25 protein-coding genes and 1 tRNA gene are annotated in these 23,447 nt (G+C 68.2%); 9 read left to right on the plus strand and 17 right to left on the minus strand.

What is annotated here, in order from left to right; all coding sequences use genetic code 11:
* The first annotated feature begins 4 nt into the window (after positions 1-4).
* The gene (locus AC3WS6_RS13375) at positions 5-1,867 is read left to right on the plus strand and encodes a S9 family peptidase (protein WP_492501534.1); all 1,863 of its coding nucleotides are present in this window, start codon (positions 5-7) and stop codon (positions 1,865-1,867) included.
* Here the strand turns inward: AC3WS6_RS13375 and smpB are convergent, their stop codons facing one another.
* The 3 genes from smpB to ftsE form a co-directional block, all read right to left on the minus strand.
* The gene (smpB, locus tag AC3WS6_RS13380) at positions 1,868-2,344 is read right to left on the minus strand and encodes an SsrA-binding protein SmpB (RefSeq protein ID WP_492501535.1); all 477 of its coding nucleotides are present in this window, start codon (positions 2,342-2,344) and stop codon (positions 1,868-1,870) included. It lies immediately after the preceding gene.
* A 106-nt stretch (positions 2,345-2,450) separates the two neighbouring features.
* On the minus strand, positions 2,451-3,365 hold the full coding sequence (gene ftsX / locus AC3WS6_RS13385) for a permease-like cell division protein FtsX (RefSeq protein ID WP_492501536.1): 915 nt from the start codon (positions 3,363-3,365) through the stop codon (positions 2,451-2,453).
* Entirely contained in the window at positions 3,362-4,420 is a 1,059-nt protein-coding gene (gene ftsE / locus AC3WS6_RS13390; RefSeq protein ID WP_492501537.1) for a cell division ATP-binding protein FtsE, read from the minus strand. Before ftsE ends, ftsX begins: the two co-directional genes overlap by 4 nt.
* Positions 4,421-4,558: 138 nt before the next feature.
* Between ftsE and AC3WS6_RS13395 the strand changes: the two genes are divergently transcribed.
* Together AC3WS6_RS13395 and AC3WS6_RS13400 are read left to right on the plus strand one after the other, a co-directional pair.
* On the plus strand, positions 4,559-5,923 hold the full coding sequence (locus AC3WS6_RS13395) for a DUF2510 domain-containing protein (protein ID WP_492501538.1): 1,365 nt from the start codon (positions 4,559-4,561) through the stop codon (positions 5,921-5,923).
* A 35-nt stretch (positions 5,924-5,958) separates the two neighbouring features.
* Complete coding sequence (locus tag AC3WS6_RS13400; RefSeq protein ID WP_492501539.1) at positions 5,959-7,008, plus strand: DUF2510 domain-containing protein; 1,050 nt, start codon at positions 5,959-5,961, stop codon at positions 7,006-7,008.
* A 10-nt stretch (positions 7,009-7,018) separates the two neighbouring features.
* Here the strand turns inward: AC3WS6_RS13400 and prfB are convergent, their stop codons facing one another.
* Positions 7,019-8,128, minus strand: coding sequence for a peptide chain release factor 2 (prfB, locus tag AC3WS6_RS13405; RefSeq protein WP_492501540.1), 1,110 nt, complete (start codon positions 8,126-8,128; stop codon positions 7,019-7,021).
* Between the two features lie 125 nt (positions 8,129-8,253).
* Here prfB and AC3WS6_RS13410 point away from each other — a divergent pair, with 125 nt between their 5' ends.
* Together AC3WS6_RS13410 and AC3WS6_RS13415 are read left to right on the plus strand one after the other, a co-directional pair.
* Positions 8,254-9,483 carry an MFS transporter gene (locus AC3WS6_RS13410; protein WP_492502311.1) on the plus strand — a complete coding sequence of 410 codons (1,230 nt, stop codon included), beginning with the start codon at positions 8,254-8,256 and terminating at the stop codon, positions 9,481-9,483.
* The gene (locus tag AC3WS6_RS13415; protein WP_492501541.1) at positions 9,480-10,031 is read left to right on the plus strand and encodes an NUDIX hydrolase; all 552 of its coding nucleotides are present in this window, start codon (positions 9,480-9,482) and stop codon (positions 10,029-10,031) included. The genes AC3WS6_RS13410 and AC3WS6_RS13415 overlap by 4 nt, the downstream gene beginning before the upstream one ends.
* 38 nt (positions 10,032-10,069) lie before the next feature.
* Here AC3WS6_RS13415 and AC3WS6_RS13420 read toward each other — a convergent pair whose 3' ends face one another.
* Genes AC3WS6_RS13420 through AC3WS6_RS13450 form a run of 7 tightly spaced genes read right to left on the minus strand, consistent with a single transcriptional unit; the run spans position 10,070 to position 14,539 of the window.
* On the minus strand, positions 10,070-10,489 hold the full coding sequence (locus AC3WS6_RS13420) for a pilus assembly protein TadG-related protein (protein WP_492501542.1): 420 nt from the start codon (positions 10,487-10,489) through the stop codon (positions 10,070-10,072).
* Positions 10,486-10,917 (minus strand): TadE/TadG family type IV pilus assembly protein, encoded by a 432-nt coding sequence (locus AC3WS6_RS13425; protein ID WP_492501543.1) that lies wholly within the window; start codon positions 10,915-10,917, stop codon positions 10,486-10,488. The genes AC3WS6_RS13420 and AC3WS6_RS13425 overlap by 4 nt, the downstream gene beginning before the upstream one ends.
* Positions 10,910-11,317, minus strand: a complete 408-nt coding sequence (locus AC3WS6_RS13430; protein ID WP_492501544.1) for a TadE family protein — start codon at positions 11,315-11,317, stop codon at positions 10,910-10,912. Before AC3WS6_RS13430 ends, AC3WS6_RS13425 begins: the two co-directional genes overlap by 8 nt.
* Before the next feature lie 27 nt (positions 11,318-11,344).
* Entirely contained in the window at positions 11,345-11,542 is a 198-nt protein-coding gene (locus AC3WS6_RS13435; RefSeq protein ID WP_492501545.1) for a hypothetical protein, read from the minus strand.
* Positions 11,543-11,565: 23 nt separating this feature from the next.
* Positions 11,566-12,504, minus strand: a complete 939-nt coding sequence (locus tag AC3WS6_RS13440; RefSeq protein WP_492501546.1) for a type II secretion system F family protein — start codon at positions 12,502-12,504, stop codon at positions 11,566-11,568.
* Complete coding sequence (locus AC3WS6_RS13445) at positions 12,501-13,358, minus strand: type II secretion system F family protein (RefSeq protein WP_492501547.1); 858 nt, start codon at positions 13,356-13,358, stop codon at positions 12,501-12,503. The genes AC3WS6_RS13440 and AC3WS6_RS13445 overlap by 4 nt, the downstream gene beginning before the upstream one ends.
* Positions 13,355-14,539 (minus strand): TadA family conjugal transfer-associated ATPase, encoded by a 1,185-nt coding sequence (locus AC3WS6_RS13450; protein WP_492501548.1) that lies wholly within the window; start codon positions 14,537-14,539, stop codon positions 13,355-13,357. Before AC3WS6_RS13450 ends, AC3WS6_RS13445 begins: the two co-directional genes overlap by 4 nt.
* A 120-nt stretch (positions 14,540-14,659) precedes the next feature.
* Here AC3WS6_RS13450 and AC3WS6_RS13455 point away from each other — a divergent pair.
* Together AC3WS6_RS13455 and AC3WS6_RS13460 are read left to right on the plus strand one after the other, a co-directional pair.
* Positions 14,660-14,741: transfer RNA gene (locus AC3WS6_RS13455), tRNA-Leu, on the plus strand.
* Positions 14,742-14,807: 66 nt separating this feature from the next.
* Entirely contained in the window at positions 14,808-15,578 is a 771-nt protein-coding gene (locus tag AC3WS6_RS13460) for a DedA family protein (RefSeq protein ID WP_492501549.1), read from the plus strand.
* A gap of 42 nt (positions 15,579-15,620) precedes the next feature.
* Here AC3WS6_RS13460 and ku read toward each other — a convergent pair whose 3' ends face one another.
* Positions 15,621-16,475 carry a non-homologous end joining protein Ku gene (gene ku, locus AC3WS6_RS13465; protein WP_492501550.1) on the minus strand — a complete coding sequence of 285 codons (855 nt, stop codon included), beginning with the start codon at positions 16,473-16,475 and terminating at the stop codon, positions 15,621-15,623.
* 58 nt (positions 16,476-16,533) lie between these two features.
* Here ku and ligD point away from each other — a divergent pair, with 58 nt between their 5' ends.
* The gene (gene ligD, locus AC3WS6_RS13470) at positions 16,534-18,516 is read left to right on the plus strand and encodes a non-homologous end-joining DNA ligase (RefSeq protein WP_492501551.1); all 1,983 of its coding nucleotides are present in this window, start codon (positions 16,534-16,536) and stop codon (positions 18,514-18,516) included.
* A 3-nt stretch (positions 18,517-18,519) separates the two neighbouring features.
* Here the strand turns inward: ligD and AC3WS6_RS13475 are convergent, their stop codons facing one another.
* The 4 genes from AC3WS6_RS13475 to murI all read right to left on the minus strand — a co-directional run bounded on the left by AC3WS6_RS13475 (position 18,520) and on the right by murI (position 21,721).
* Entirely contained in the window at positions 18,520-19,440 is a 921-nt protein-coding gene (locus tag AC3WS6_RS13475) for a cation diffusion facilitator family transporter (RefSeq protein ID WP_492501552.1), read from the minus strand.
* Positions 19,441-19,515: 75 nt separating this feature from the next.
* The gene (gene rdgB / locus AC3WS6_RS13480) at positions 19,516-20,109 is read right to left on the minus strand and encodes an RdgB/HAM1 family non-canonical purine NTP pyrophosphatase (protein WP_492501553.1); all 594 of its coding nucleotides are present in this window, start codon (positions 20,107-20,109) and stop codon (positions 19,516-19,518) included.
* Positions 20,109-20,843 carry a ribonuclease PH gene (rph, locus tag AC3WS6_RS13485; RefSeq protein ID WP_492501554.1) on the minus strand — a complete coding sequence of 245 codons (735 nt, stop codon included), beginning with the start codon at positions 20,841-20,843 and terminating at the stop codon, positions 20,109-20,111. Before rph ends, rdgB begins: the two co-directional genes overlap by 1 nt.
* On the minus strand, positions 20,840-21,721 hold the full coding sequence (gene murI / locus AC3WS6_RS13490) for a glutamate racemase (RefSeq protein ID WP_492501555.1): 882 nt from the start codon (positions 21,719-21,721) through the stop codon (positions 20,840-20,842). The genes rph and murI overlap by 4 nt, the downstream gene beginning before the upstream one ends.
* A gap of 75 nt (positions 21,722-21,796) precedes the next feature.
* Between murI and AC3WS6_RS13495 the strand changes: the two genes are divergently transcribed.
* On the plus strand, positions 21,797-23,122 hold the full coding sequence (locus AC3WS6_RS13495) for a nicotinate phosphoribosyltransferase (RefSeq protein WP_492501556.1): 1,326 nt from the start codon (positions 21,797-21,799) through the stop codon (positions 23,120-23,122).
* Between the two features lie 39 nt (positions 23,123-23,161).
* On the opposite strand, the gene AC3WS6_RS13500 is transcribed toward AC3WS6_RS13495, so the two are convergent.
* Positions 23,162-23,428: a DUF3039 domain-containing protein gene (locus AC3WS6_RS13500; RefSeq protein WP_045253497.1), complete on the minus strand. Its 267-nt coding sequence runs from the start codon at positions 23,426-23,428 to the stop codon at positions 23,162-23,164.
* Positions 23,429-23,447: the final 19 nt, after the last annotated feature.

Below are 23,447 nucleotides of genomic sequence, written 5' to 3' on the forward strand. Positions count from 1 at the left end.
AAGCATGTCGTCGCCCTATGGCTCCTGGTCCTCGCCCTTCTCTCCCGCATCCGTCGCGGCGTCGTCCCCGCGATACGACGGCGCTGCGTTCGTCGGTGACGAGATCTGGTGGGCAGAGTCGGTTCCGACCGAGGGCGGGCGAGTCGCCGTACGCAGTTCTGCGGGACAGGTGGTCCTCCCCGCACCGTGGAGCGCCCGATCGAGGGTGCACGAATACGGTGGCGGGTCCTGGACCGCGGACCCCGCGGGCACCCTCTACTTCGTCGATGCGGCAGACCAACGGGTCAGGCGGATGTCGCGCACCGGTGTGATCCTGCCGCTGACGCCCGCAGGCCCCTCCTACGGTGGCCTCCGCCTCGCCGGCGGACGCCTGTTCGCGGTGCGAGAGGATCTCGATGCCGAACCGCATACGCGAGCCATCGTGGAGATCCCGCTCGACGGCTCCGCAGCCGACGACCACCGGCGTATCCGCACGTTCATCAGCGGAGCGGACTTCTACGCGCATCCTGCCCTGTCGCCCGACGGCACCCGGCTCGCGTGGGTCCAGTGGAACGCGGGCCGGATGCCGTGGGAGAGTGCAGCGCTCGTGGTCTCCGACGGCGAGCACACGACGACTCTTCCGACGCGCGCCGCTCTGCAACCCGAGTGGACCGAGGACGACCAGCTCCTCTACTCCGACGATCCGTCCGGCAGATGGGCCCTGCACCGTCAGGCGCTGCGCGGCGTCTCCGCGCTCGGCCCGGCCGAGCCTTTCGCCGCCACCGATGACGCCGACACCGGCTACGGCCTCTGGGTGCTCGGCAATCGCTGGTACCGCCCGCTTGCCGACGGCCGGGTCGTCGCTGTGCGCACCGAGGGCCGCGACCAGGTCGTGCTGATCGACGCGTCCGGGTCCGCGCATCCTCTCGCGCTCCCCGCCGACGGCCACATCAGTGTCGATGACGTCGCGGGGACCACCGTGCTGCTGTCCGGCACCAGCTCGGCGGGTGCCCCCGGAGTCTGGTGCGTCGACGTCGACACCGGTGAGGTCATCACCGTGACCGGCGGAGGCCCGTCTGACCCGACCTGGGCACCGCCCGCGTCCATGATCGCGGTGGAGGGGCCGCGCGGGCCCGTGCACGCCTTCGTCTACCCGCCCGCCCACCCGCACGAGACTCCCCCGCACGACGAGCTTCCTCCGTACATCGTGCTCGTGCACGGCGGCCCGACGGCCCACGTGACAGGCGCAGCCTCGCCGGCGATCAGCTTCTTCACCAGTCGCGGGATCGGCGTTCTCGACGTGAACTACGCGGGCTCCACAGGGTACGGCCGGGCCTACAGAGAGCGTCTCGACGGCGAATGGGGTGTGGCCGACGTCGATGACGTGATCGCGGCAGCCGAGGGTCTCGTCGACATCGGGTTCGCAGACCCGGCGCGCATCGCGATCAGGGGCGGATCCGCCGGAGGGTGGACGGTGCTCTGCGCGCTCGTGCGCGGCGGCACGTTCACTGCGGGCATCAGCCGCTACGGCGTCGCAGACCTGCGGATGCTCGTCGCGGACACACATGACTTCGAAGCCTCATACATCGACGGTCTCGTCGGTCCGGTTCCCGAGGCCGAGGCGCTCTACATCGAGCGCTCGCCCCTCACCCACGTCGATCGGATCGATGTCCCGGTGCTCCTGCTGCAGGGAGGCGTCGATCGTGTCGTACCCGCATCGCAGTCCGAGGCGATCCGAGACGCCCTCGCTTCCCGGGGAGTCGATCACGAGTACGTGCTGTACCCGGAAGAGGGCCATGGCTTCCGATCCGCGGAGACCATGATCGACTCGCTCCGACGCGAACTGGCGTTCCTGGGGCGTGTCTTCGGCTTCACCCCCGCCGACTGATCACTCTCCGACGCGGTTGCGCAGACGCATGGCCCGTTCGGCCTCGCGGGTGTCCTGACGCTCGCGAAGGGTCTGGCGCTTGTCGAACTCGCGCTTTCCCTTCGCGAGAGCGATCTCGACCTTCGCTCGGCCGTCGGAGAAGTAGAGCTTGAGCGGGATGAGGGTGTAGCCGCCGGCGGACACCGCATGCTGCAGCTTCGCGATCTCCTCGCGATGCAGCAGGAGCTTGCGGATGCGCTTGGCCGAGTGGTTCGTCCAGTGACCCTGCGAGTACTCGGGGATGTGCACGGAATCGAGGAACACCTCGTTGCCCTTGACGAACGCGTATCCGTCGCTGAGATTCGCGCGCCCCTGACGTAGCGACTTCACCTCGGTGCCGGTGAGCACCATCCCCGCCTCGTACGACTTCTCGATGCTGTAGTCGTGACGTGCGCGACGATTGGTCGCGATGACCTTCTCCCCGCGTTCCCTGGGCATGATGTCTCCTGTGCGTCGATGAGCTCAGCGACAGGGGTGTCGCGAGCAGCCTTTCAGTATATACCTGAGCCCGGATGCGTCCCGCGACAGCACGAGCGGCGCCCAGTCAGGTGCGAAGCCAGCGGCGGATCGCGAAGCCTGCGGAGAGCGCGGCGAGTACGACTCCGATCCCGATCAGTACCGGAACCACGAGCGCGGCGTCACTCATCGAGATCCAGGTGGTGATGAACGGCACACGGCCGCGCAAGTACCCTTCGACTCCGAAATGCACGCCGGCGACCACAGCTGCGCTGGCGAGAACCGACCCGAGGAATGCCGCGAACACGCCCTCGAGCACGAAAGGCGTCTGGATGAAGCGGTTCGACGCTCCCACGAGGCGCATGATCCCGATCTCCTTGCGCCGTGCATACGCCGAGAGCCGGATGGTCGTGCCGATCAGGAGGATCGCGGCGATGAGCATGAGCACGGCGACCCCGACGGCGATGTACGTCGCGACGGTGAGTGCGGAGAACAGCGGCTCGAGGTACTGCAGCTGGTCCTGCACCTGCTCGACACCGGTGACGCCGTTGAAGGCCTCGGAGATGACCTGAGATTGGCCGGGGTCCTTCATCGTCACGAAGAAGACCTCGAAGGCCTGATCGGCGCTGATGAGGTTCGCCTGGTCCTCGCCGAGCTGGTCGACGAGCTTCGCGTAGGTGTCTTCCTTGGAGTCGAAGGTCACCTCGCTGATGAGCGGGGCCAGCGCCTCGCCCTCGAGCTGACTGCGCACGGCATCCACCTGGTCCTCCGACGCGCCGCCGTCGATGCACGTCGGCGACTCGGAGATGTCGCTGCACATGTACACGGCGACCTGCGCACGCTCCGTCCAGTAGCCGCGCATGGTGCCGATCTGCGCCTGCATCAGGATGGCCGCGCCGACGAACGTCAGAGACACGAACGTCACGAGCACGACGGAGATGACCATCGAGATGTTGCGCCGAAGACCGACGAGAGCCTCGGTGAGGATGAGACCGATTCTCATGAGGTCGGCCCCACTTCCTCTGCGCCGTCGTCCGAGAGGCCGAGACGATCGGCGACTCCCAGCTCTGCGACGTCGACCTGCGGGACCACTATCGGATGCGTGCGAGAGGCGACCGGAGTCGGCGCGACAGGCTCTGCATCCTCGATCCTGGGCTCGATGGGCGCAGCCTGCGCTTCGGGCGTCTCGGATGCGGTCGGCACGGCGTCGGCAGCGGGCGACTCCGCCCGGCGCTGCGCATGGAGCTCCTCGGCGAGTGCTGCGCGCACCACCGACAGATCGGCGGTCTGACGCTGCACCTCCTGCACGGCCGTGAGCGCCGCGGCCGCGGCTGCACCGCGAACCTCTTCGGGCACAAGTCGCGGGATGTTCGATGTGTCGCCATAACCGCCGTGCACCTCATCGCGCACCATCTCGCCGTCGCGCAGCTCGATGACACGGCGCTGCATCTGATCGACGAACGCCGCTTCGTGGGTGGCCATGAGCACGGTCGTACCGCCGGCGTTGATGCGGGCGAGCAGCTGCATGATGTCGACGGACGTGGCAGGGTCGAGGTTTCCGGTCGGCTCATCCGCGAGGAGCACCTGAGGCCTGTTGACGAGCGCGCGGGCGATGGCGACGCGCTGCTGCTCTCCGCCGGAGAGCTCGTGCGGCATCCGCTTCTGCTTGCCGTCGAGTCCGACGAGCGCGAGCGCCTCGGGCACGGCCTGCTGGATGAAGCCGCGCGACGAGCCCGTCACCTGGAGCGTGAACGCGACGTTCTGGTACACGGTCTTGGACGGCAGCAGGCGGAAGTCCTGGAAGACCGAGCCGATGTGGCGACGGAAGTACGGGACCTTCCGGTTCGCCAGCGACCGCAGGTCGCGTCCCAGCACGGCGACGCGACCGGTACTTGGCACGTCCTCGCGCAGGATGAGTCGCAGACATGACGACTTCCCCGACCCCGATGCCCCGACGAGGAAGACGAACTCGCCCCGTTGGACCTCGAAATCGACGCCGGACAGTGCGGGCCTGGAGGTCCCGCGATAGCGTTTCGTGACGTTCTCGAACCGAATCATGACTTTACGAGCGTAAGCGCGCGGGTTCCTCTGGTCGCGAGCGACACCCCGCCGACGGCTTCCACGTCAGACCCCACTGCTATACATGGAGGTGCGGATCCACGCCCCAGCGTGGACGACGACTCCGAGGGGGATGCGATGACCACGCCTGCAGGTTGGTACGACGATGGATCCGGCCGGCAGCGCTGGTGGGACGGCGCGCAGTGGACGGAGCATTTCGCCCCCGCTGTCGATGCCCCCGTCACCGACGACGCCTCATCCGACGTGGGGACAGCCGAGGAGAACGCCGCGTCCGAGTCGGCGGCATCCGCCGAGACGCACGACGCGATCCAGTCCGTCGCCGCGGTCGAGGTCGGCGCCACGTGGGACGCACCTTCGTCGGAGGGTGCATCCGGTCCGGAAGACAGCCCGTCGACAGACAGCCCGTCTGTCGACGTACCGTCGACAGACGATCCGTCGACAGATGGGGCGCCGGCGTCCGAGACGTCCGCACCCGCCGGACCTGTGCCGCCGTACGCGAACACCGCACCGGAGCCTCCCGCCTACTCCCCTCCCGCCTACTCCCCTCCCGCCTACTCCGCACCCGGCTACGCCGCTCCCGCCTACCCCGGTGCGACTCCGACATCTCCCGGCGCGGAGGCCGCCTCCCCCGGAAGCGCGCCGGGCTACGCCGGTTCACCGTATCCGGGCGCTGCTCCCGCATACGGAGCGCCCGGCGCTTATCCGGTCGCAGCGCCGTCGGCGCCCTCCGGACCGGCGGGGCTCTCGGTGCTCGGGCTCGTCGGCCTCGGCCTCGCGGCACTCGGCACGGTGCTCGCGTGCATCCCGCTCACGTGGATCGCCCTGATCGGCTGGCTGATGCTGGTCGGCGGCTTCTTCGCGTCGCTGATCTCGCTCTTCCTCAAGGGCAGGAAGTGGCCCGGTATCACGGGCCTCATCGTGTCGATCGTGGGCGGCATTCTCGCCGTCATCCTGAGCTTCTTCTTCGCGATCGCCGCTGTCTCCGAGGCGATCCGGGACCTGCCCACTCCGCCACCGTCGAGCGAGTCCGACACGACACCCGCTCCGTCGCCGAGCGCCGATGCCGATGACAGCGACGAGACAGTACAGGTGGAAGTGGGAACGATCGGCGACACCGTGACTCTCCGCTTCCTCGGCGGAAGCGGAGAGGTCACCGTCACCGAGGCGACCTGGACGACGGACGTCGGCACGGGTGTCCCCCCGACGAACGGCGGGTACCTGACGATCGAGACGACATGGACGGGCATCGACGGCGTGACTCCCGCGAACCCCCTCTTCACATCGCTCCAGGCGGCGGACGGCACCGAGGGCGATCTCGACCTCTTCGTCACGGGAGCCCCCAATGAGCTGCTCGATCCCGGACAGACGACGAGCGGGCCGATCACTTTCGACGTCGCCGAGAGCGAGTCGTACCTCTTCGTGATCACCGACGAGGCCCTGCGGGAGATCGCGCGGATCTCGATCACCCCGACCGCCGGCTGAGCCGGCGGATCGCTCCACACGGAACGGAGTCGATGATGACGACACCCGCAGGCTGGTACGAAGACGGTTCCGGACGGTTGCGCTGGTGGGACGGGGCCGGCTGGACCGAGCACACGATGCAGGCGCCCCCGGCCGCGGTGACTCCGGCACCGGTCTCCACGCCGACACCGCCCTCGCAGACGGCGTCGGATCCGCGTCCGACATTCGAGCCTCCCTACGTCGCCGCGAATCCTGCGGCACCCGCAGCGAACGTGACGATCGGCGGAGCGTCTGCGGGCGTCTCTCCCGGTGCGCCCGGCCCCTACCCGGGCCCAGCGACCGGCGGGGGTATGCCGGGCTCGTCCGATCCGTCTGCGGCGGCGAAGGCCCGGATCTCCGTGCTCGGCATCATCGGTCTGTCGTTGACGGCCGCGGGCGTCGTTCTCTCGTGCGTCCCGGTCATCGCCCCCGTCGGCTGGATCCTTCTGGCGGTCGGCGTCGTGGCGTCGCTCGTCTCGATCTTCCTCCCGGGCGCGAAGTGGCCGGGGATCGTCGGGGTCGCTCTCGGCATCCTGGGCGCAGTCCTGGCCGTAGCCGTGGCGTTGCTCACGCTGAGTACGACTGCGACCGAGCCTCGCGGCGAGCCCTCGTCCGTGACGACGGGCGAGCCGTCTCCATCGCCCTCGCAAGAGCCGACGCCCGCGCCCTCCCCCTCGACGATCTCCACCCCTCCCCCGGGTGCACAGACCGTCACCTTCGACGAACTGGCCGTGGGTCAGTGCATCCCGTTCATGGAATGGGGCGACGAGGTGTCCGAGCTTCCTGTCGTGGCGTGCGACCAGCCCCATACCGACGAGGTCTATTACATCTTCGACGCGACCGATGGCGATTTCCCCGGTGACGAAGCTCTGCAGACTCTGGCGACGGAACGCTGCGATGCGGCTTTCGCCGATTACATCGGCATCCCGTACGCGGACTCCGAACTCGACAACTACTGGTTCGTGCCCACCGAGGCATCATGGAACCGACTCAAGGACCGAACCATCCAGTGCATCGCCTACAGCAACGGCGAGGTGACGGAGTCGTTCCGGGGATCGGCCCGCTGAGCGACGGGGATCAGTCCTCCTCTTTGCGCTTGCGCCAGCGGATGCCTGCTGAGATGAAGCCGTCGAGGTCGCCGTCGAACACGGCAGCCGGGTTGCCCGACTCGTGTCCGGTGCGCAGGTCCTTCACCAGCTGCTGGCCGTAGAGGAAGTACGAGCGCATCTGGTCGCCCCAGCTCGCGGTGATGTTACCGGCGAGCTCCTTCTTCTTCGCAGCCTCCTCCTCCTTCTGCAGCAGCAGCAGTCGGGTCTGGAGAACGCGCATGGCGGCGGCGCGGTTCTGGATCTGCGACTTCTCGTTCTGCATCGAGACGACGATGCCGGTGGGGAGGTGTGTCAGTCGCACGGCGGAGTCGGTGGTGTTGACCGACTGCCCGCCAGGACCTGACGAGCGGAAGACGTCGACCCGGATGTCGTTCTCGGGGATGTCGACCTCGGTCGCCTCTTCCATCAGAGGGATGACCTCGACGGCGGCGAACGACGTCTGGCGCTTGTCAGCCGACCCGAAGGGGCTGATGCGGGCGAGGCGGTGCGTTCCTGCCTCGACCGACACGGTGCCGAAGGCGTAGGGGGCGTCGATCTCGAAAGTCGCCGACTTGATGCCGGCGCCTTCGGCGTAGGAGGTGTCGAGGACCTTCACGGGGTACTTGTGGCGCTCGGCCCAGCGCAGGTACATGCGCATGAGCATCTCGGCGAAGTCGGTGGCGTCATCGCCGCCTGCACCCGAACGGATCGTGACGATGGCGGAGCGCTCGTCGTACTCTCCGTCCATCAGCGTCTGGACCTCGAGCTGATTGATGATCTCGGTGAGCGCGTTGAGCTCGGCGCGTGCTTCGGCGGCCGAGTCCTCATCACCCATCTCGTTCGCAAGATCGACCAGGACCTCGAGGTCGTCGAGACGACGCCCGATGCCTTCGACGCGAGCGAGTGCCGACTGGCGGTGGCTCAGAGCGCTGGTCACCTTCTGGGCGCGTTCGGGGTCGTCCCAGAGGTCCGGCACGCCGGCTTCCTCGCTGAGGCGCGCGATGTCGGAGCGGAGGGTCTCGACATCGATGACCTCGCGGATGTCACCGTAGGTGAGTCGCAGGGCCTGGATGTCGGCGGAGAGATCGAGTTCGAGCATGTCGCGTCCAGCCTAACGTGCCGCCTGCGCGGGCGGGGACCCTGCTTCGCCTCTGGCCCGCGCGGCGACGGAGTAGCGTGAAGTGAGTGAGCAATGCTTCCACGGTCCTCAGGCGATTCGGACCCATGGTGTACCTGCCCACCGTGCTCTTCTCGCTCGGCGAGGGTGCCGTCATCCCGCTCATCCCGGTCATCGCGTCCGAGATGGGTGCCGACGTGGCGTTCGCCGCGCTCGTGGCCTCGGCGCTGGTCATCGGCCAGCTGTGCGGCAACGTGCCCGCCGGGTGGGCGGTGTCGCGCATCGGTGAGCGGTTCACCATGGTCATCGCCGGAACCGTCGCGATCGCGGCGGGTGTGGGCATGGTCTTCGCCCCGTCGCTGACCGTGCTCGCGGCATCCGTCTTCCTCCTGGGGTTCTGCGCCGCGGCCTTCGGCCTCGCGCGCCATGCCTTCATGACGACCAGGGTCCCGCTCGCCTTCCGTGCTCGCGCGCTCTCGCTGCTGGGCGGCAGCTTCCGCCTCGGTGTCTTCATCGGGCCGTTCGTCGCTGCGGGGCTGCTGCAGTTGTTCGGTTCCGAAACCGCCGCGATCTGGTTCTTCCTCGGCTGCCTCGTCGTGATGGTGCTGCTCGTGCTCTTCGGACCTGATCCCGAGAAGACCATCCCGAGGGCGAGTCCGATTCGCACGGCGGCACTGTCGGAGGATTCCGGCGAAGTCGTCTCCGGATCGATCCCCGTCGCTGAGCGCGCAGGAGTCTTCCGCACCATGTGGTTGCAACGGAGCGTTCTCGGGCGATTGGGGATCGCCGCGGCATCGCTGTCCGCTGTGCGCTCGGCACGCCAGGTCGTCCTGCCGCTCTGGGGACTCTCGCTCGGCCTCGACTCTTCGACGATCGCGCTCGTGGTCGGCGTCTCGGGGGCGATCGACTTCGCGCTGTTCTACGCGAGCGGCCAGGTGATGGACCGCTTCGGCAGGCTCTGGGCCGCGATGCCCGCCATGCTCCTCATGGGTGCCGGGTTCCTCGCCCTCTCTCTGACGCACGACCTCGATGCCGCCGTGCTGTGGTTCGGCATGTTCGCCGCGATGCTCGGAGTAGGAAACGGCCTCTCGAGCGGCATCCTGCTGACCTTGGGGGCCGACGTCGCCCCTCAGCGAGACCCGGCGGCCTTCCTCGGCTCCTGGCGGACCCTCACCGATACGGGAGGTGCGATCGCCCCGCTCCTGGTGTCGGGTATCGTCGCCGTCGCCTCCCTGCCGTTCGCCGCAGCGGCGATGGGCGTGATCGGACTTCTCGGGGCAGCGGGGTTCGTGCGGTGGATCCCCCGCTTCGTGCCGAGGGCGAAGGAGAAGGAATGACGGTTCTGGGCGCGGACATGCGCCGACTGGTCATGGAGTTCAGCCCTCGATCGTCTCGCGACGACAGGGCGCTGAGGGACTTCGCGCGACACTTCGCCGATGATGCAGGCCCTATCGGCCGCGACGACGGCCCGGCTCACGCCACGGCGTCAGCGTTCGTCTTCGACCCCGCTCTGACGAGGATCGCGCTGGTCTTCCACGGCAAGGGCGGATTCTGGGTGCAGCCGGGAGGCCATCTCGAAGACGACACCTCAGTCGTCGACGCGGCTCTCCGCGAACTCGAAGAGGAGACCGGGATCGCTGCGGAGCACCCCGGAGCATCGCTCGTGTACGACCTCGATCATCACGCCCTGTCTGCGGCATTCGGGCGCTGCGCGTCGCACCTCGATGTCGGCGTCGTCGTGACGGCGCCGACGGACGCGCCCCTCACCGTGAGCAGCGAGTCGGGCGACGTGCGGTGGTGGCCCGTCGACTCGCTTCCGGCGAATGTCCCTGAAGGGTTCTCCGCACGCGTTCGCGAGATGCTCGCACGCGCCGTGACCGTCTGAGAGGGCCGCAGTCGCCGACCCCGAGCGCGTGGGATCGCTCACTGCACGGCAGTGCGACTGGTGCCCGTCGACCGCAGCTCGATCCCGTCCGGCAGGAACAGTGAGAGAAGAGGGGGATGCCACCATGCCGCGACCGACACCCGCGCAGATGTCCCTTCGGGAGCGCTCGCGGACACGAGCGACGCCGCCTGTGGAGCGGCATCGATCACGGCTTCCGCCTGCTCTCCGACCCTGTCGTCCGTGAGTCGGGCGAGCGGCTCGTCGCCGTCGACGGTGAGGACGAATCCGTCCGCCCCGGCGAGCGCTGCGGAATCGGCGAGCGAGTCGAGTCGCTTCTGAGCGATGTAGAGATCGGTCGCACACACGCACACGAAGGTCAGAGCGAGCGCCAGCACGGCATACCCGAGCGTCAGCAGCAGCACGCTTCCTTCTTCGCTCCCCCGGATCTCTTTGCTCACCTCGCCCCCCAGGTCCGTGAGACCTTCTGCACGGCCGACCCCTGTACCGTGACCGCTGCCGCCTCCTGCAGCCCGAGGATCGCAGGGATCAGCGGGAGGGAGACGCGGGCGGTGACGGTGAGCACGATGGTCGCCCCCGGCTGTGGACACTCTCCGTCCGTCCCGGGGCACTCCGTCGACATCTCCAGTGTCGCGTCGTCCAGGCCGTACTGCTCGATCACGCTCGTGAGGACCCGCTCGCCCCGAGCCTCCGCCGTGTCAGGGTCCGGCGCCAGAGCGATCGCGCGTGCTGTGTGACGAGCCGCCGCCTCGACGCCGAGAGTCTGCTCCTGAATGGCGCCCAGGGCGATGATCAGATACACCAGGGGCACGAGCAGGATCACTCCCACAGCGATGAACTCGAGCGCGGCCGACCCCTCGTCATCCATTGCCGAACGTCTCTTTCGGCGCATCTGCCTCCACGGTCAGCGCGTGGGGCAGTCCCAAAAGGCCCATCACCGGGAGAGGTGCAGTGACGGCGACCTTCACCATCTGCGCACCGAGGACCTGCTCCTGCACCACGACGACGTCTTCGGCGTAGAGCGCCCCGACGGCACGAGTGATCACCTCGCGTGCGCGGTCCACACCGTCGGCCGGATCCGCGTCTGCGAGCGCCGCGACATACGCGCCCTCCACCGCAGCGTCGTGCACGACGTTCCGCACGTAGACGGCGAGCGCCAGCTGCATCACCGCGAGGGTGAGCACGGTGAGGAGACCGCCGACGAGGACGAACTCGACCGGGCTCGAACCGCGGTCGCCGGCGAACGCGCGGGGTGCGTCACTCGCCATCACGGCGCGTCTCCCGCCGGTCACCGATCAGATCCCCGACACGCGCGCGATGGCTTGCTGGAACAGCTCACTGAGCGCAGGACCGGCGACCGCCCAGATCAGGACGACGAGTCCCGCCGTCATGAGTGTGACGAGAACCCAGCCCGGCACGTCGCCGCGCTCATCTTGATAGAGCTCTCGTGCCCACGCTGCCGTGGCACCCCATCGGCGTCGGAGAAGGTTCATGGGATCGTCCTTTCGTTGGGCGCTCAGCCGATGCCGAGTCGCAGGATGAACAGTCCGGGGTAGATCGCGAAGAGCACGGACAGGGGAAGGATGAGGAACACCAGCGGCAGGAGCATCAGGATCTCCTTGCGTCCCGCCTGTTCGATCAGCACCCGCTTCGCGTCTTCACGGGCATCGCCGGCCTGAGCGTGCAGGACTGCTGCGAGCGGCGCGCCGTGTTCGAGTGCGGCGATCACCTGGTCGACGGCTCTGGACAGCCCCGGGAGCTGCAACCGGGTCGCCAACTCGGCGAGCGCCTCAGCGAGCGAGGACCCCGTGCTGACGGCGATCACGACTCCGCGGAACTCGACCGTGAGAGCGCCCGATCCCACATCGGCGACGCGGCGGAGAGAGTCGAGGAACCCTTCTCCGGCCGAGAGACAGAGCGCGAGGAACTCGAGCGTGGTGGGGAGCTCGTCGGTGAGTCGGCTCCTGCGGATGCCCACGCGTGCAGTGAGCTGCATGTCGTAAGCGACGGCGGCCCCCACTCCGCTGAGAACAGGCAACAGCGACACCGGCGCGATCATCCGCCCCGTCAGAACGAGGATGATGACGGCGGCGGCGCCCGCGCCGATACCGACGACGGTCCATCCGAGCTGGCGACCGCGGAACGTCACCGCGCCGAGCTCGCTCCCAGCCTGCGCGAGTCGCCGCTCCAGCAGTGCTCTCCCTCCGAGAACCTGCTCCCAGGTCGAGTGCAGACGGCTCCAGATCGCCCTGCTGCCGACGGGGAGCATACGAACCGCGGGCAGTGCTCCGGGTGGCAGCTGGGTGTCGGAGACGACGTCGCGCACGTACGGAGCGATCCTGAGCGCCAGCGGAGTCGCTGCCCAGCGCGGAAGCGCGCAGAGGATGCACAACAGGCCCCCGGCCAGGCCTCCCCCGAGGAGCAGCGAGAACGAGAGCGCAGAGACCGGACTCATCCGAACCACCGCCCGGGTTCTGACAATCGCCCGATCCGGATCATGACGCGGTAAGCGAAGACGGAGACGAGCGCCCCGACGCAGATGACGCCCATTCCCTCCGGCGTGCTGTACGCCTCGGCCCCTTCAGGCCGCATGACGAGCAGGCCCAGGATCACCCACGGCGCGATCGCACCGAGGACCGCGGCGCCACGGATCCACGATTGTCGCGCCTCGACCTCGCCGCGCAGGGCAGCGTCTGCGCGCACCGAGGTCGAGAGAGCACGCAGTACGCTCCCGAGTTCGGTGCCGCCCACTTGACGAGCCATTCGCAAGGTCTCGACGATCCGATCGGCGATCGGGTCGGCCAGGGCGTTCTTGAGGCGATCCAGACTCGACTCGAACCGACCGGTCGCGCGGAGGTCTCTGGCGAAGTCGATGAATGCGGGACGCATCATCGCGGGAGACGATTCGGCGAGGCTGGCCACCGCGTCAGGGAGCGACAGCCCGACGCGGATCGAGGCGATCAGCAGATCGCACACATCCGGCCAGACCTGGCGACGCGCCCGGCGGAGTCTCAGCCGGCGGGACCGCAGCACGACCACCGGCCCGATGCCCCCGGCGCCGAACGCGAGCGCGGCCAGCACAGGGATGGGGGCCAGCAGCCACACCGCGGACCCTGCGCAGAGGGCCGCGGCCAGCATGACCGCGATGAGCGACCGGGGGCGCACCGCGCCGAGCCCGGCTTCTGCGAGAGACCGCGCAAGAGGGCCGTGTCGCGCCTCGTGCGACGACGGAGGACGGGGCGGCCAGAGCCACGGCGCGGCGGACAGGAGCATCCCCGCGGCGAGCACCGCACCGAGCAGTACCGTCATGCGTCCACACCGTTGCGCCGCCACTGCGCGGAAGGGGCGGATGCCTGGTCGTCGCGCGCGTAGAGGGATCGCGCGAGGATGCGGCCGTCGATCACCGCTCCGGTCGGCGCGATCACCTCGGCGATCCGTCGGACTCCTGCGGCATCCCGCGTGCAGTGCACGACGAGATCGACGGCCCCGGCGATGGCCGGGGCGATGAACGACCGGTCGATGTTGCGTCCGGCCAGCAGCGGAAGCAGCGCGAGCTTGTCGAGTGCCTCCTGCGCGGAGTTCGCGTGCACAGTGGCCGCTCCCGGCACACCGGTGTTGAGTGCCAGGACGAGGTCCAGCGCCTCGGCGTCACGCACCTCTCCCACGACCAGTCGATCCGGCCTCATGCGCAATGCCTCCTTGACGAGCCTGCGGAGCGTGATCTCGCCGGTGCCCTCGAGCCCCGTCTGCCTCCCCTGCAGCGAGACGACGTCAGGGCCGTCGACCGCCAACTCGAAGGTCTCCTCGACGGTGACGATCCGCTGGGTCTCGGCGCACGACGCGAGCAGCGCACCGAGAAAGGTGGTCTTGCCCGCGTGCGTCGCTCCCGACACGACCACGCTGTCTCCGTCGCGCATCGCCTGTCGCAGCATCTCCGCCACGTGATGCGGCAGCATCCCCTTCGCGACGAGCGACTCGAGAGAGCGGTACCTGGGCAGGAACTTGCGGATGTTGACCGCCCACGAGCCGCGCACGATGTCGGCGATCGCGACGTGCAGGCGCGACCCGTCCGGCAGCGATGCGTCGACGAACGGCTGGCTGATGTCGACCCGACGCCCTGTCGCCTGCAGCATCCGCTCGACGAGGTCGCGCAGCGTCGCATCCGTCAGGTGCAGCTCGATCGACTCCGCGATGCCGTTCCGTGCGATGTGGACGCTCTCGGGGCCGTTCACCCAGATCTCCTCGATGTCGGGGTCGTCCAGCAGCGGCTGCAGGATGCCGAATCCGCTGACGGCAGCCAGCACGTCGCGCACGCACGCGGCCTCGTCATCGATCATCGCCTCGCCGCGCGCAAGCGCCACGTCGTTGAACCGTCGGACTTCGGCGACCGCGAGCAACCGCGCCGCGTCGCCGTCGAGCGCCGGGTCGGTCCCCTCGCTGCGCAGACGCTGGCGCACGCGTTCGGAGACGAGGACGGCCGGAAGGATCACCCGTGCATCCTCGCAACAATCGTCGTCTCGCCTCCCGAGTTATCCACAACGCCCTGGCCGCCTCTGCGGGCGGATGCTCAGCAACGCGCGATCACCCGATCAGTAGACTCATATCACCGCGCGGGAGTGGTGAAATTGGCAGACACGCAGGATTTAGGTTCCTGTGCCCTAGGGCGTGTGGGTTCAAGTCCCACCTTCCGCACCGATCTGTCGCGTCCCCCGCGGCCGACGACTTGACCGCCGCACAGCGCACGACGACGGGAAACCCATGCATCACGCCGCTCTCATCCCCTGGCTCGACCCCGCCACGATCATCGGGTCCGCCGGCCCCTGGGCGCTTCTCGTGGTGTGCTTCATCGTGTTCGCCGAGACAGGCCTGCTGGTCGGATTCCTGCTCCCCGGCGACACCCTGCTGGTGATCTCGGGGCTGCTGTCGCATCCCCTCGCGGGCTCTGAGCATGGCGTGTTCGGCATCAACGTGTGGCTCGTCGCGCTGCTGATCGGTCTCGCGGCGTTCGTCGGAGGCGAGGTCGGCTATCTGATCGGCCACAAGGGCGGGCCCGCCGTCTTCGAACGCAAGGAATCGGGCCTCTTCAGCAAGAAGAACGTCGAGCGCACGAACGCGTTCTTCGAGCGCTTCGGCGGCATCACCGTGATCCTCGCCCGCTTCGTGCCGATCGTCCGCACGTTCGCGCCCGTCGCGGCCGGCGTGGGCCACATGCCGTGGCGGCGTTACACGCTCTACAACCTGATCGGCGCGATCCTGTGGGGCTTCGGTCTCACGATGTTCGGCTACCTGATCGGCTTCATCCCGCCCGTCGCGCACTTCGTCGAGAGCTACATCGATCTGATCCTGCTCGCCGCCGTGGGCGGCACCGCGCTCGTCACCCTCTGGCACTACCTTTCCGAGCGTCACAAGGCCAAGAAGGAGGCCGCAGCCGGCGAGGGAGAGACCGATGCGGCCGAGGCCGAAGAACTCGCGCTGAACCCCGATGTCTTCGACCGCGCTCCCGACTTCGACGGCGACGGCAAGCACTGATCTCGGAACGCTGATCGCAGTGCGAGCAAGGCGGGCTGAGACTCAGCCCGCCTTCTTCTTGCTCGCGCTCTTCTTGGTGCTGGTCTTGGTCGCCGACGAATCCGACCGCGCCGCCTTGGTGCGGGCGACGCTGGCGCGCAGCGCCTCCATGAGGTCGATGACCTCGCCGCTCTTGGCCTCACCCTCGTCCTCGCCGAACGTCTCGGAGACGTCGAAGGTGTCACCCGCCTCGATCTTCGCGTCGATCAGGGTGCGCAGCTCCTTCTGGTACTCGTCGACGAACGACTCGGGCTCGAAGTCGGCCGAGTAGCTGTCGACCAGGGAGGCCGACAATTCCAGTTCCTTCTTCGAGATCCGCACGTCCTCGTCGAGCGCCGGGAACTCCGCCTCGCGCACCTCGTCGGCCCACAGCAGCGTCTGCAGCACCAGCACCTTGCCGCGCACTCGGAGGGCCGCGAGCCTCGTCTTCTGACGCAGCGTGAACCGCACGATGGCGGTGCGATCCGTCTGCTCGAGCGTCTTGCGCAGCAGCACATATGCCTTGGGAGACTTCGAGTCGGGCTCGAGATAGTACGGCTTGTCGAGGGTCAGCAGATCGACCTGATCGGAAGGCACGAACTCGACGACGTCGATCTCGCGGCTCTTCTCCGCGGGCAGCGCCGCCAGGTCGTCCTTGGTGAGCACGACGGTCTGCCCCTCCTCGACGTACGCACGATCGATGTCGGCGTAGGCCACGGTCTCGCCGCACACCTCGCACGTGCGCTGATAGCGAATGCGACCGCCGTCCTTCTCGTGCACCTGATGCAGCGGCACGTCGTGGTCCTCCGTCGCGGAGTACACCTTGACCGGCACGTTCACGAGGCCGAAGGTCAACGCACCCTTCCAGATCGTTCTCATGCCCCCAGTGAACACCAGCCGCCCCGGTCGCGGCCAGTACCTTGACTACGCTGGCGTCATGGTCGCAGAGGCTCAGAACGTGCAGATCGACGGTCGTCGGCTGCGCATCACCAACCTCGACAAGGTCGTGTACCCCGAGACCGGCACCACGAAGGGCGAGATCATCGCCTACTACACCGCGATCGCGCCCTACCTGCTTCCGCTGCTCGCAGGACGCCCCGTCACCCGCAAGCGCTGGGTCGAGGGTGTCGGGACCGCGGATGCTCCCGCCGACGCGTTCTTCACGAAGCAGCTCGAGCCGGGCGCTCCGAGCTGGATCCCTCGGCACGGCATCCTCCACTCCGACGGGACGAAGGACTACCCGCTCGTCGAGGACGTGCCGACCCTGGTCTGGCTCGCTCAGGTCGCTGCGATCGAACTCCACGTGCCGCAATGGCGTTTCGCCGCCGACGGGCTGCCGGGCAATCCCGACCGCCTGGTGCTCGATCTCGACCCCGGCCCCGGCGTCGGCCTCGCACAGTGCGCCGAGGTCGCGCGCATCGCACGGACGCTGCTGACGGACATCGGACTCGATCCCGTGCCGGTGACGAGCGGCAGCAAGGGCATCCACCTCTACGCGGCACTCCCGGGCGCGCAGACCAGCGATGAGATCTCGTCCGTCGTGAAGGAGATCGCCAGACTCATCGAGACCGAGCATCCGGATCTCGCCACGAGCACCATGGCGAAATCCGTCCGCGGCGGCAAGGTCTTCCTCGACTGGAGCCAGAACAACGGCAAGAAGACCACGATCTCGCCGTACTCGATGCGAGGTCGTTCCCAGCCCTGGGTTGCTGCTCCGCGCACGTGGGAGGAACTCGACGACCCCGAGCTGGCACAGCTCGACTTCGCGACAGTGCTCGAGCGCACCCAGGCCGGAATCGACCCGATCGCGCCACTGCGCACGGAGCACACCCCTCCTGCACCGCCCGCACGAAAGGCTGAGACGTCGAGTGTCGTTGCGGCGAGCGGTCCGGGCGCCGCGCGACACCGCCCCCGCGGGTCTGCGACGGTCGCGACATCGGCACGGATCTCCCCCGCGCCGCTCTCGCCCATGCTCGCAGAGAACGGAACTCCCGCGATCGCCCGCGGTCTGAGCTCACCGTCCTGGGTGGAGGTCAAGTGGGACGGCATCCGTGCGATCGGCTCCTGGGCAGACGGTCGGATGCTGCTGCATGCCCGCAGCGGCACCGACATCACCGCCCGCTATCCCGAGCTGACCGCTGACGGAGCACCCTTCCTGCCCGTCAGCGACGCGATCGTCGACGGAGAGATCGTCGCATTCGACGCTCACGGCAGGCCGAGTTTCTCGCTGCTGCAGAATCGCATGCACCTCACCCGGCCGCGTGAGATCGAACGAGAGGTCGTGCGTACGCCGATCGTCTACATGATCTTCGACCTGCTGCGGGTCGACGGGCACGATCTCAGCGCCATGCCGCTGTCGCAACGACGCACGCTGCTCGAAGAGGTCGTCTCGGATCTCGACGCGCCCGTGCAGGTCCCTCCCGTGTTCGACGATGTCGACGCGGCACTGGCCGCCAGCGACGAGTTCGGCCTCGAGGGCGTGGTGGTGAAGGATCCGGCATCCCGCTACCGGGCGGGTCAGCGGTCCCCCGCGTGGCTCAAGCTCAAGCACACCAGGATGCAGGAAGTCGTGATCGTCGGCATCCGTCCCGGCAAGGGAGATCGCGAAGGGACCTTCGGGTCGCTGCTGCTCGCCGTGCCGCAGCCGGGGCGAGGCCTGAGATATGTCGGACGCGTCGGCACAGGCTTCACGGACCGGATGCTGCGCGACCTGCTCGCACGCCTCGCGCCGCTGCGGGTCGACTCTGCGCCGCTCGAGGGCGTGCCCGCGCTCGACGCCTCGGATGCACTGTGGGTGTCTCCGGAGCTCGTCGGGGAGGTCGAGTTCGCCAACTGGACTCCCGACGGCGTGCTGCGTCACTCACGATGGCGCGGACTGCGCCCCGACAAGTCCCCCGACGAGGTCGTGGTCGAGAGCTGACCCTCACGCGTGATGCGGTTCGCAGTCGGACTGCTCGGCGGGTTCGATCTGGAAGGTGGAGTGCTCCACGTCGAAGTGGTGCGCGAGGCAGGATTGAAGGTCGCTCAGCAGCTTCGCCGACCGGCCGTCGGCGAGCAGAGCGGGTTCGACGCTGACATGAGCCGTGAACACGGGGGCGCCGCGCGTCAATTGCCACACGTGCACGTCGTGCACACCGACCACTCCGTCGTAATCGAGCAGGTGCTGGCGGATGTCGCTGACCGCGGTTCCCACCGGCGCCGACTCGGAGAGCACCGAGAACACCTCTCGGAGGAGTGCGACCGCGCGCGGGATGATCAGCACCGCGATCATGAGCGATGCGATGGCATCTGCCGGCATCCACCCGGTCGCCACGATCACGATCGCGGCGATGATCACCATCGCCGAGCCGATCAGGTCGCCCATCACCTCGAGATATGCGCCTCGGACGTTGATGCTCGTGCGCTGGGCGTGGCTCAGCAGCCACATCGACAGCGCATTGGCGAGAAGGCCGACGACCGCGACGACCAGCATCAGCCCGCCGACGACCTCGGTCTCTCCCGGGTTCAGCAGGCGCGCGACGGCCTCGATGCCGACCCACCCCGCCAGAAGGATCAGGATGATCGCGTTGATCAGCGCCCCGAAGACCTCGGCCCGCTGGTAACCGAACGTCCGACGGTCGTCTGCGGGCCGCGCGGCCACGGCCGCCGCGATGAGCGCGATCACCAGGGCGGATGCGTCAGTGAACATGTGAGCCGCATCGGCGAGCAGGGCGAGCGAACCGGTGAAGATCGCTCCCACGATCTGCACGACCATCACCGTCGCCGTCAGAGTCAGTGAGATCGCCAGCAGACGGCGGTGGCTCGCCGAGCGGATGCCGCCGGCAGCGGGCGCGTGATCGTGCATGTCACCAGGCTAGACCGGCCTCGACGCAGGGCAGGCGTTTCCCCGAAGTCGGGAATGGTGATGATTCTCAGTTCTTCAGAGACTCGCGAGAAGCGGCACCAGTTCCGCGAACGCACGGGCACGGTGCGACTGCGACTGCTTCTCCTCGTCCGAGAGGTCTCCGACCGTGCGCTCGGCGCCCGCAGGCTGCCCCGCCGGGATGAAGATCGGGTCGTAACCGAAACCTCCCGCCCCGGATGCCGATGACGCGAGCCGGCCGGGCCAGATCCCCTCGACCACGTGCTCTGTGCCAGAAGGCGTGACCAGCGCGATCGTCGAGGTGAAGTGCGCGGTTCGATGAGGATCGGCGACGTCGTGGAGCTGATCGAGCAAGAGCTCCAGATTCGCGGTCGCATCCTTCTTGTGGCCGGCCCAGTAGGCCGAGAAGACCCCCGGCGATCCGCCGAGGACATCGACGCAGATGCCGGAGTCATCCGCGAGAGCCGCGAGCCCCGTGTGCGTCGCGGCCGCGCGGGCTTTGATGAGTGCGTTCTCCGCGAAGGTGATGCCGTCCTCGATCGGCTCGGGCCCGTCATAGCCCACCACCTCGAGGTCGGGGCGGGTGGCTCGCACGATCTGCTGGAACTCCGCGACCTTGTGCGGATTGTGGGTGGCGAGGACGACTCTCATCAGCCCGCGAGAGCCTTCAACTGCTCGCTCTTCAGGTCGGCGCAGCCGTTGACGCCGAGGTCGAGAAGCGCATCGAGCTCTCGCTTGTCGAACGGCGCTCCTTCGGCCGTGCCCTGCACCTCGACGAAGAGGCCGCGGCCGGTGACGACGACATTCATGTCGGTCTCTGCCCGCACGTCCTCGACGTATGCGAGATCGAGCATGGGTTCGCCGTCGATGATGCCGACCGAGACTGCCGCCACGGAGTCGAGCAGCGGAGTCGCGTTCTTGCCGATGAACTTCTTCTCACGCCCCCACTCGATCGCGTCCGCGAGCGCCACATACGCGCCGGTGATCGCTGCGGTGCGCGTACCGCCATCGGCCTGCAGCACATCGCAGTCGATCACGATCGTGTTCTCTCCGAGCGCTTTGGTGTCGACCACGGCGCGCAGAGCGCGTCCGATCAGCCGCGAGATCTCGTGGGTGCGCCCGCCGATACGCCCCTTGACGCTCTCGCGGTCGTTGCGACTGTTGGTCGCGCGCGGCAGCATCGAGTACTCGGCCGTGACCCAGCCCTTGCCCTTCCCGGTGAGCCAGCGTGGCACCCCGTTGGTGAACGACGCGGTGCACAGCACCTTCGTCCCCCCGAAGCTGATGAGCGCAGATCCCTCGGCGTGGCTGCTCCAGCCGCGTTCGATCGTGATCTCGCGGAGCTGGTCGGCGCTGCGACCGTCGGCGCGGACGATGCTGGTCATGGAGTTCCTTCGTGTGAGGGGTGAAGCGCTGATGCCGCGGGGCGTACGACGCCGATGGGTGGTTCGGGAAGCGTGATGACGCCGGTCTGCACGAGCTGCACGTCGCGCACCTCGCGCCCCATGAGCCGGTTGGCCAGCGCGGTGAACTCGGTCGCGGATGCGCCGGTGGCCTCGTAGACGTATGTGGCCGTGGCATCGGGCGACGCAAGGAGGTCGCCTCTCACGAGCTGGCGGTACACGTCGCCGGCGGTCTCGTCGTCGCTCGACACGAGGGTGACTCCCTCGCCCATGACGTAGCTGATGGCGCCGCGGAGGAACGGGTAATGGGTGCAGCCGAGCACCAGCGTGTCGACATCGGCGTCACGCAACGGCGCGAGGTACTGTTCGGCGGTCGCGAGCACCTCTGGCGTTCCTGTGATCCCGCCCTCCACGAACTCGACGAAACGGGGGCAGGCGGCGGTGAAGACCTCGAGGCGCTCGTTCACCTCGAGCATGTCCTGGTAGGCACGCGAGCCGATGGTGCCGACTGTTCCGATGACACCGACACGACCGTTCCGCGTCGTCGAGACGGCACGACGGACCGCCGGACCGATCACCTCGATCACCGGTACGTCGTACCGCTCGCGCGCGTCACGTAGCATCGCGGCGGACGCTGTGTTGCAGGCGATCACGAGCATCTTTACGCCCTGGTCGACCAGAGTGTCGAGGACCTCGAGGCTGTAACGACGGACATCGGCGATCGGCTTCGGCCCATAGGGCGAATGCGCCGTGTCGCCGATGTAGACGAACGATTCCCGGGGCAGCTGGGCTCTGATGGCCCGGGCCACCGTGAGTCCGCCGACACCGGAGTCGAAGATTCCGATCGGGGCGTCGTTCATGACTCCCCAGCCTACCCGCGCGCACGCCGCACCGCGCTCAGCAACCCGTGCGGATGTCGTCACTAAGCTGAGCGCATGACGACGTCCACGGCGCTGCTCACCGACCGCTATGAACTCACGATGCTCGCCGCCGCTCTGCGCGACGGCACCGCGTCACGGCCGAGCGTCTTCGAGCTCTTCTCCCGGCGGCTCTCGGGTGGCCGCCGTTTCGGCGTCGTCGCCGGCACCGGCCGTCTCCTGACGCTCCTGCGCGAGTTCCGCTTCGGAGACGACGAACTGCGGTTCCTGCGCGACAATCACATCGTCGACACCGACTCGCTGACCTACCTCGAGGACTACCGCTTCACAGGGTCGATCCGCGGCTACCGAGAGGGCGAGCTGTACTTCCCGGGATCCCCCATCCTCACGGTCGAGGGCAGCTTCGCCGACGCGGTCGTTCTCGAGACCCTGGCACTCAGTGTGCTCAATCACGACTCCGCCGTCGCCACCGCCGCCTCGCGCATGAGCATCGCCGCAGGCGAGCGCCCTCTCGCCGAGATGGGGTCGCGCCGCGCCGCCGAGCAGTCCGCCGTCGCCGCCGCCCGCGCCGCCTACATCGCCGGTTTCGGAGCGACCAGCAACCTTGAGGCCGGGCGACGCTGGGGCATTCCCACCATGGGCACGGCCGCCCACTCGTGGACGTTGCTGCACGAGACCGAGGAAGAGGCGTTCCGCTCGCAGGTCGCGAGCCTCGGGACCGACACGACACTCCTGGTCGACACTTACGACATCCGTGCAGGTGTGGAGACCGCGATCCGGATCGCGGGGACCGGACTCGGCGGGGTGCGGATCGATTCCGGCGATCTGCCGATCGTCGCCGCGGAGGTACGTGCTCAGCTCGACGAGCTCGGGGCGACGGAGACGCGCATCACGGTCACGAGTGATCTCGACGAGTACGCGATCGCGGCGCTGGCCGCATCCCCGGTCGATGCCTACGGAGTGGGCACCTCGGTGGTGACCGGATCGGGTTACCCCACTGCGAGCATGGTCTACAAGCTCGTCGCTCGACAGGATCCCAGCGGGGCCTGGGTCGGCGTGGCCAAGGCCTCCACCGACAAGGCCTCGCACGGCGGACGGAAAGCGGCCTTCCGGACGCTGGTCGATGGCGTCGCCGACGCCGAGACCGTCGTCGTGTCCGACGGCTTCGAAGAGCTCGACAGTCCGGCGGAGCACCCCGACGGCCGAGCTCTCCAGACGACGTTCGTCGAGGTCGGCGAGATCGACACCGCCTTCGAGGGACCGACGGGCACGGAATCCGCCCGACAGCACCACCTGCGAGTCCGGGAGGAGCTCCCCGTGCGCGCGCTCGCACTCAGCAAGTCCGACCCGGCCATCCCGACCGTCTTCGTCGACGCGCGCTGACTCTGCGCGGCGCGGGACCCGCGGGCTGACGCCCGAGGGTCAGCGGACCATCGACTCGTAGATCTCCTTGCAGGTGGGGCAGATCGGGAACTTCTCCGGGTCGCGACCCGGCGTCCACTTCTTGCCGCACAGCGCACGCACCGGCTTGCCGGTGATCGCCGACTCGAGGATCTTGTCTTTCTTCACATAGTGGGAGAAACGCTCGTGGTCACCCGGCTCGAGGTTCTCCTCCCGGAGAAGCTCTTCCAGTTCGCGATCAAGCGTTGCCACGCCGCCCTGATCGGGGCTGTCCAGCGGAGTACTCATCCCGTGAGTCTAGCCGTGC

This window comes from Microbacterium sp. EB106-03-03-XG65 (assembly GCF_058791955.1).

Bases quoted from the DNA above. Each gene is read 5' to 3' on its own strand.
- AC3WS6_RS13375 (WP_492501534.1), top strand. From the start codon at position 5: ATGTCGTCGCCCTATGGCTCCTGGTCCTCGCCCTTCTCTCCCGCATCC.
- smpB (WP_492501535.1), bottom strand. From the start codon at position 2,344: ATGCCCAGGGAACGCGGGGAGAAGGTCATCGCGACCAATCGTCGCGCA.
- ftsX (WP_492501536.1), bottom strand. From the start codon at position 3,365: ATGAGAATCGGTCTCATCCTCACCGAGGCTCTCGTCGGTCTTCGGCGC.
- ftsE (WP_492501537.1), bottom strand. From the start codon at position 4,420: ATGATTCGGTTCGAGAACGTCACGAAACGCTATCGCGGGACCTCCAGG.
- AC3WS6_RS13395 (WP_492501538.1), top strand. From the start codon at position 4,559: ATGACCACGCCTGCAGGTTGGTACGACGATGGATCCGGCCGGCAGCGC.
- AC3WS6_RS13400 (WP_492501539.1), top strand. From the start codon at position 5,959: ATGACGACACCCGCAGGCTGGTACGAAGACGGTTCCGGACGGTTGCGC.
- prfB (WP_492501540.1), bottom strand. From the start codon at position 8,128: ATGCTCGAACTCGATCTCTCCGCCGACATCCAGGCCCTGCGACTCACC.
- AC3WS6_RS13410 (WP_492502311.1), top strand. From the start codon at position 8,254: ATGGTGTACCTGCCCACCGTGCTCTTCTCGCTCGGCGAGGGTGCCGTC.
- AC3WS6_RS13415 (WP_492501541.1), top strand. From the start codon at position 9,480: ATGACGGTTCTGGGCGCGGACATGCGCCGACTGGTCATGGAGTTCAGC.
- AC3WS6_RS13425 (WP_492501543.1), bottom strand. From the start codon at position 10,917: ATGGATGACGAGGGGTCGGCCGCGCTCGAGTTCATCGCTGTGGGAGTG.
- AC3WS6_RS13430 (WP_492501544.1), bottom strand. From the start codon at position 11,317: ATGGCGAGTGACGCACCCCGCGCGTTCGCCGGCGACCGCGGTTCGAGC.
- AC3WS6_RS13435 (WP_492501545.1), bottom strand. From the start codon at position 11,542: ATGAACCTTCTCCGACGCCGATGGGGTGCCACGGCAGCGTGGGCACGA.
- AC3WS6_RS13440 (WP_492501546.1), bottom strand. From the start codon at position 12,504: ATGAGTCCGGTCTCTGCGCTCTCGTTCTCGCTGCTCCTCGGGGGAGGC.
- AC3WS6_RS13445 (WP_492501547.1), bottom strand. From the start codon at position 13,358: ATGACGGTACTGCTCGGTGCGGTGCTCGCCGCGGGGATGCTCCTGTCC.
- AC3WS6_RS13460 (WP_492501549.1), top strand. From the start codon at position 14,808: ATGCATCACGCCGCTCTCATCCCCTGGCTCGACCCCGCCACGATCATC.
- ku (WP_492501550.1), bottom strand. From the start codon at position 16,475: ATGAGAACGATCTGGAAGGGTGCGTTGACCTTCGGCCTCGTGAACGTG.
- ligD (WP_492501551.1), top strand. From the start codon at position 16,534: ATGGTCGCAGAGGCTCAGAACGTGCAGATCGACGGTCGTCGGCTGCGC.
- AC3WS6_RS13475 (WP_492501552.1), bottom strand. From the start codon at position 19,440: ATGCACGATCACGCGCCCGCTGCCGGCGGCATCCGCTCGGCGAGCCAC.
- rdgB (WP_492501553.1), bottom strand. From the start codon at position 20,109: ATGAGAGTCGTCCTCGCCACCCACAATCCGCACAAGGTCGCGGAGTTC.
- rph (WP_492501554.1), bottom strand. From the start codon at position 20,843: ATGACCAGCATCGTCCGCGCCGACGGTCGCAGCGCCGACCAGCTCCGC.
- murI (WP_492501555.1), bottom strand. From the start codon at position 21,721: ATGAACGACGCCCCGATCGGAATCTTCGACTCCGGTGTCGGCGGACTC.
- AC3WS6_RS13495 (WP_492501556.1), top strand. From the start codon at position 21,797: ATGACGACGTCCACGGCGCTGCTCACCGACCGCTATGAACTCACGATG.
- AC3WS6_RS13500 (WP_045253497.1), bottom strand. From the start codon at position 23,428: ATGAGTACTCCGCTGGACAGCCCCGATCAGGGCGGCGTGGCAACGCTT.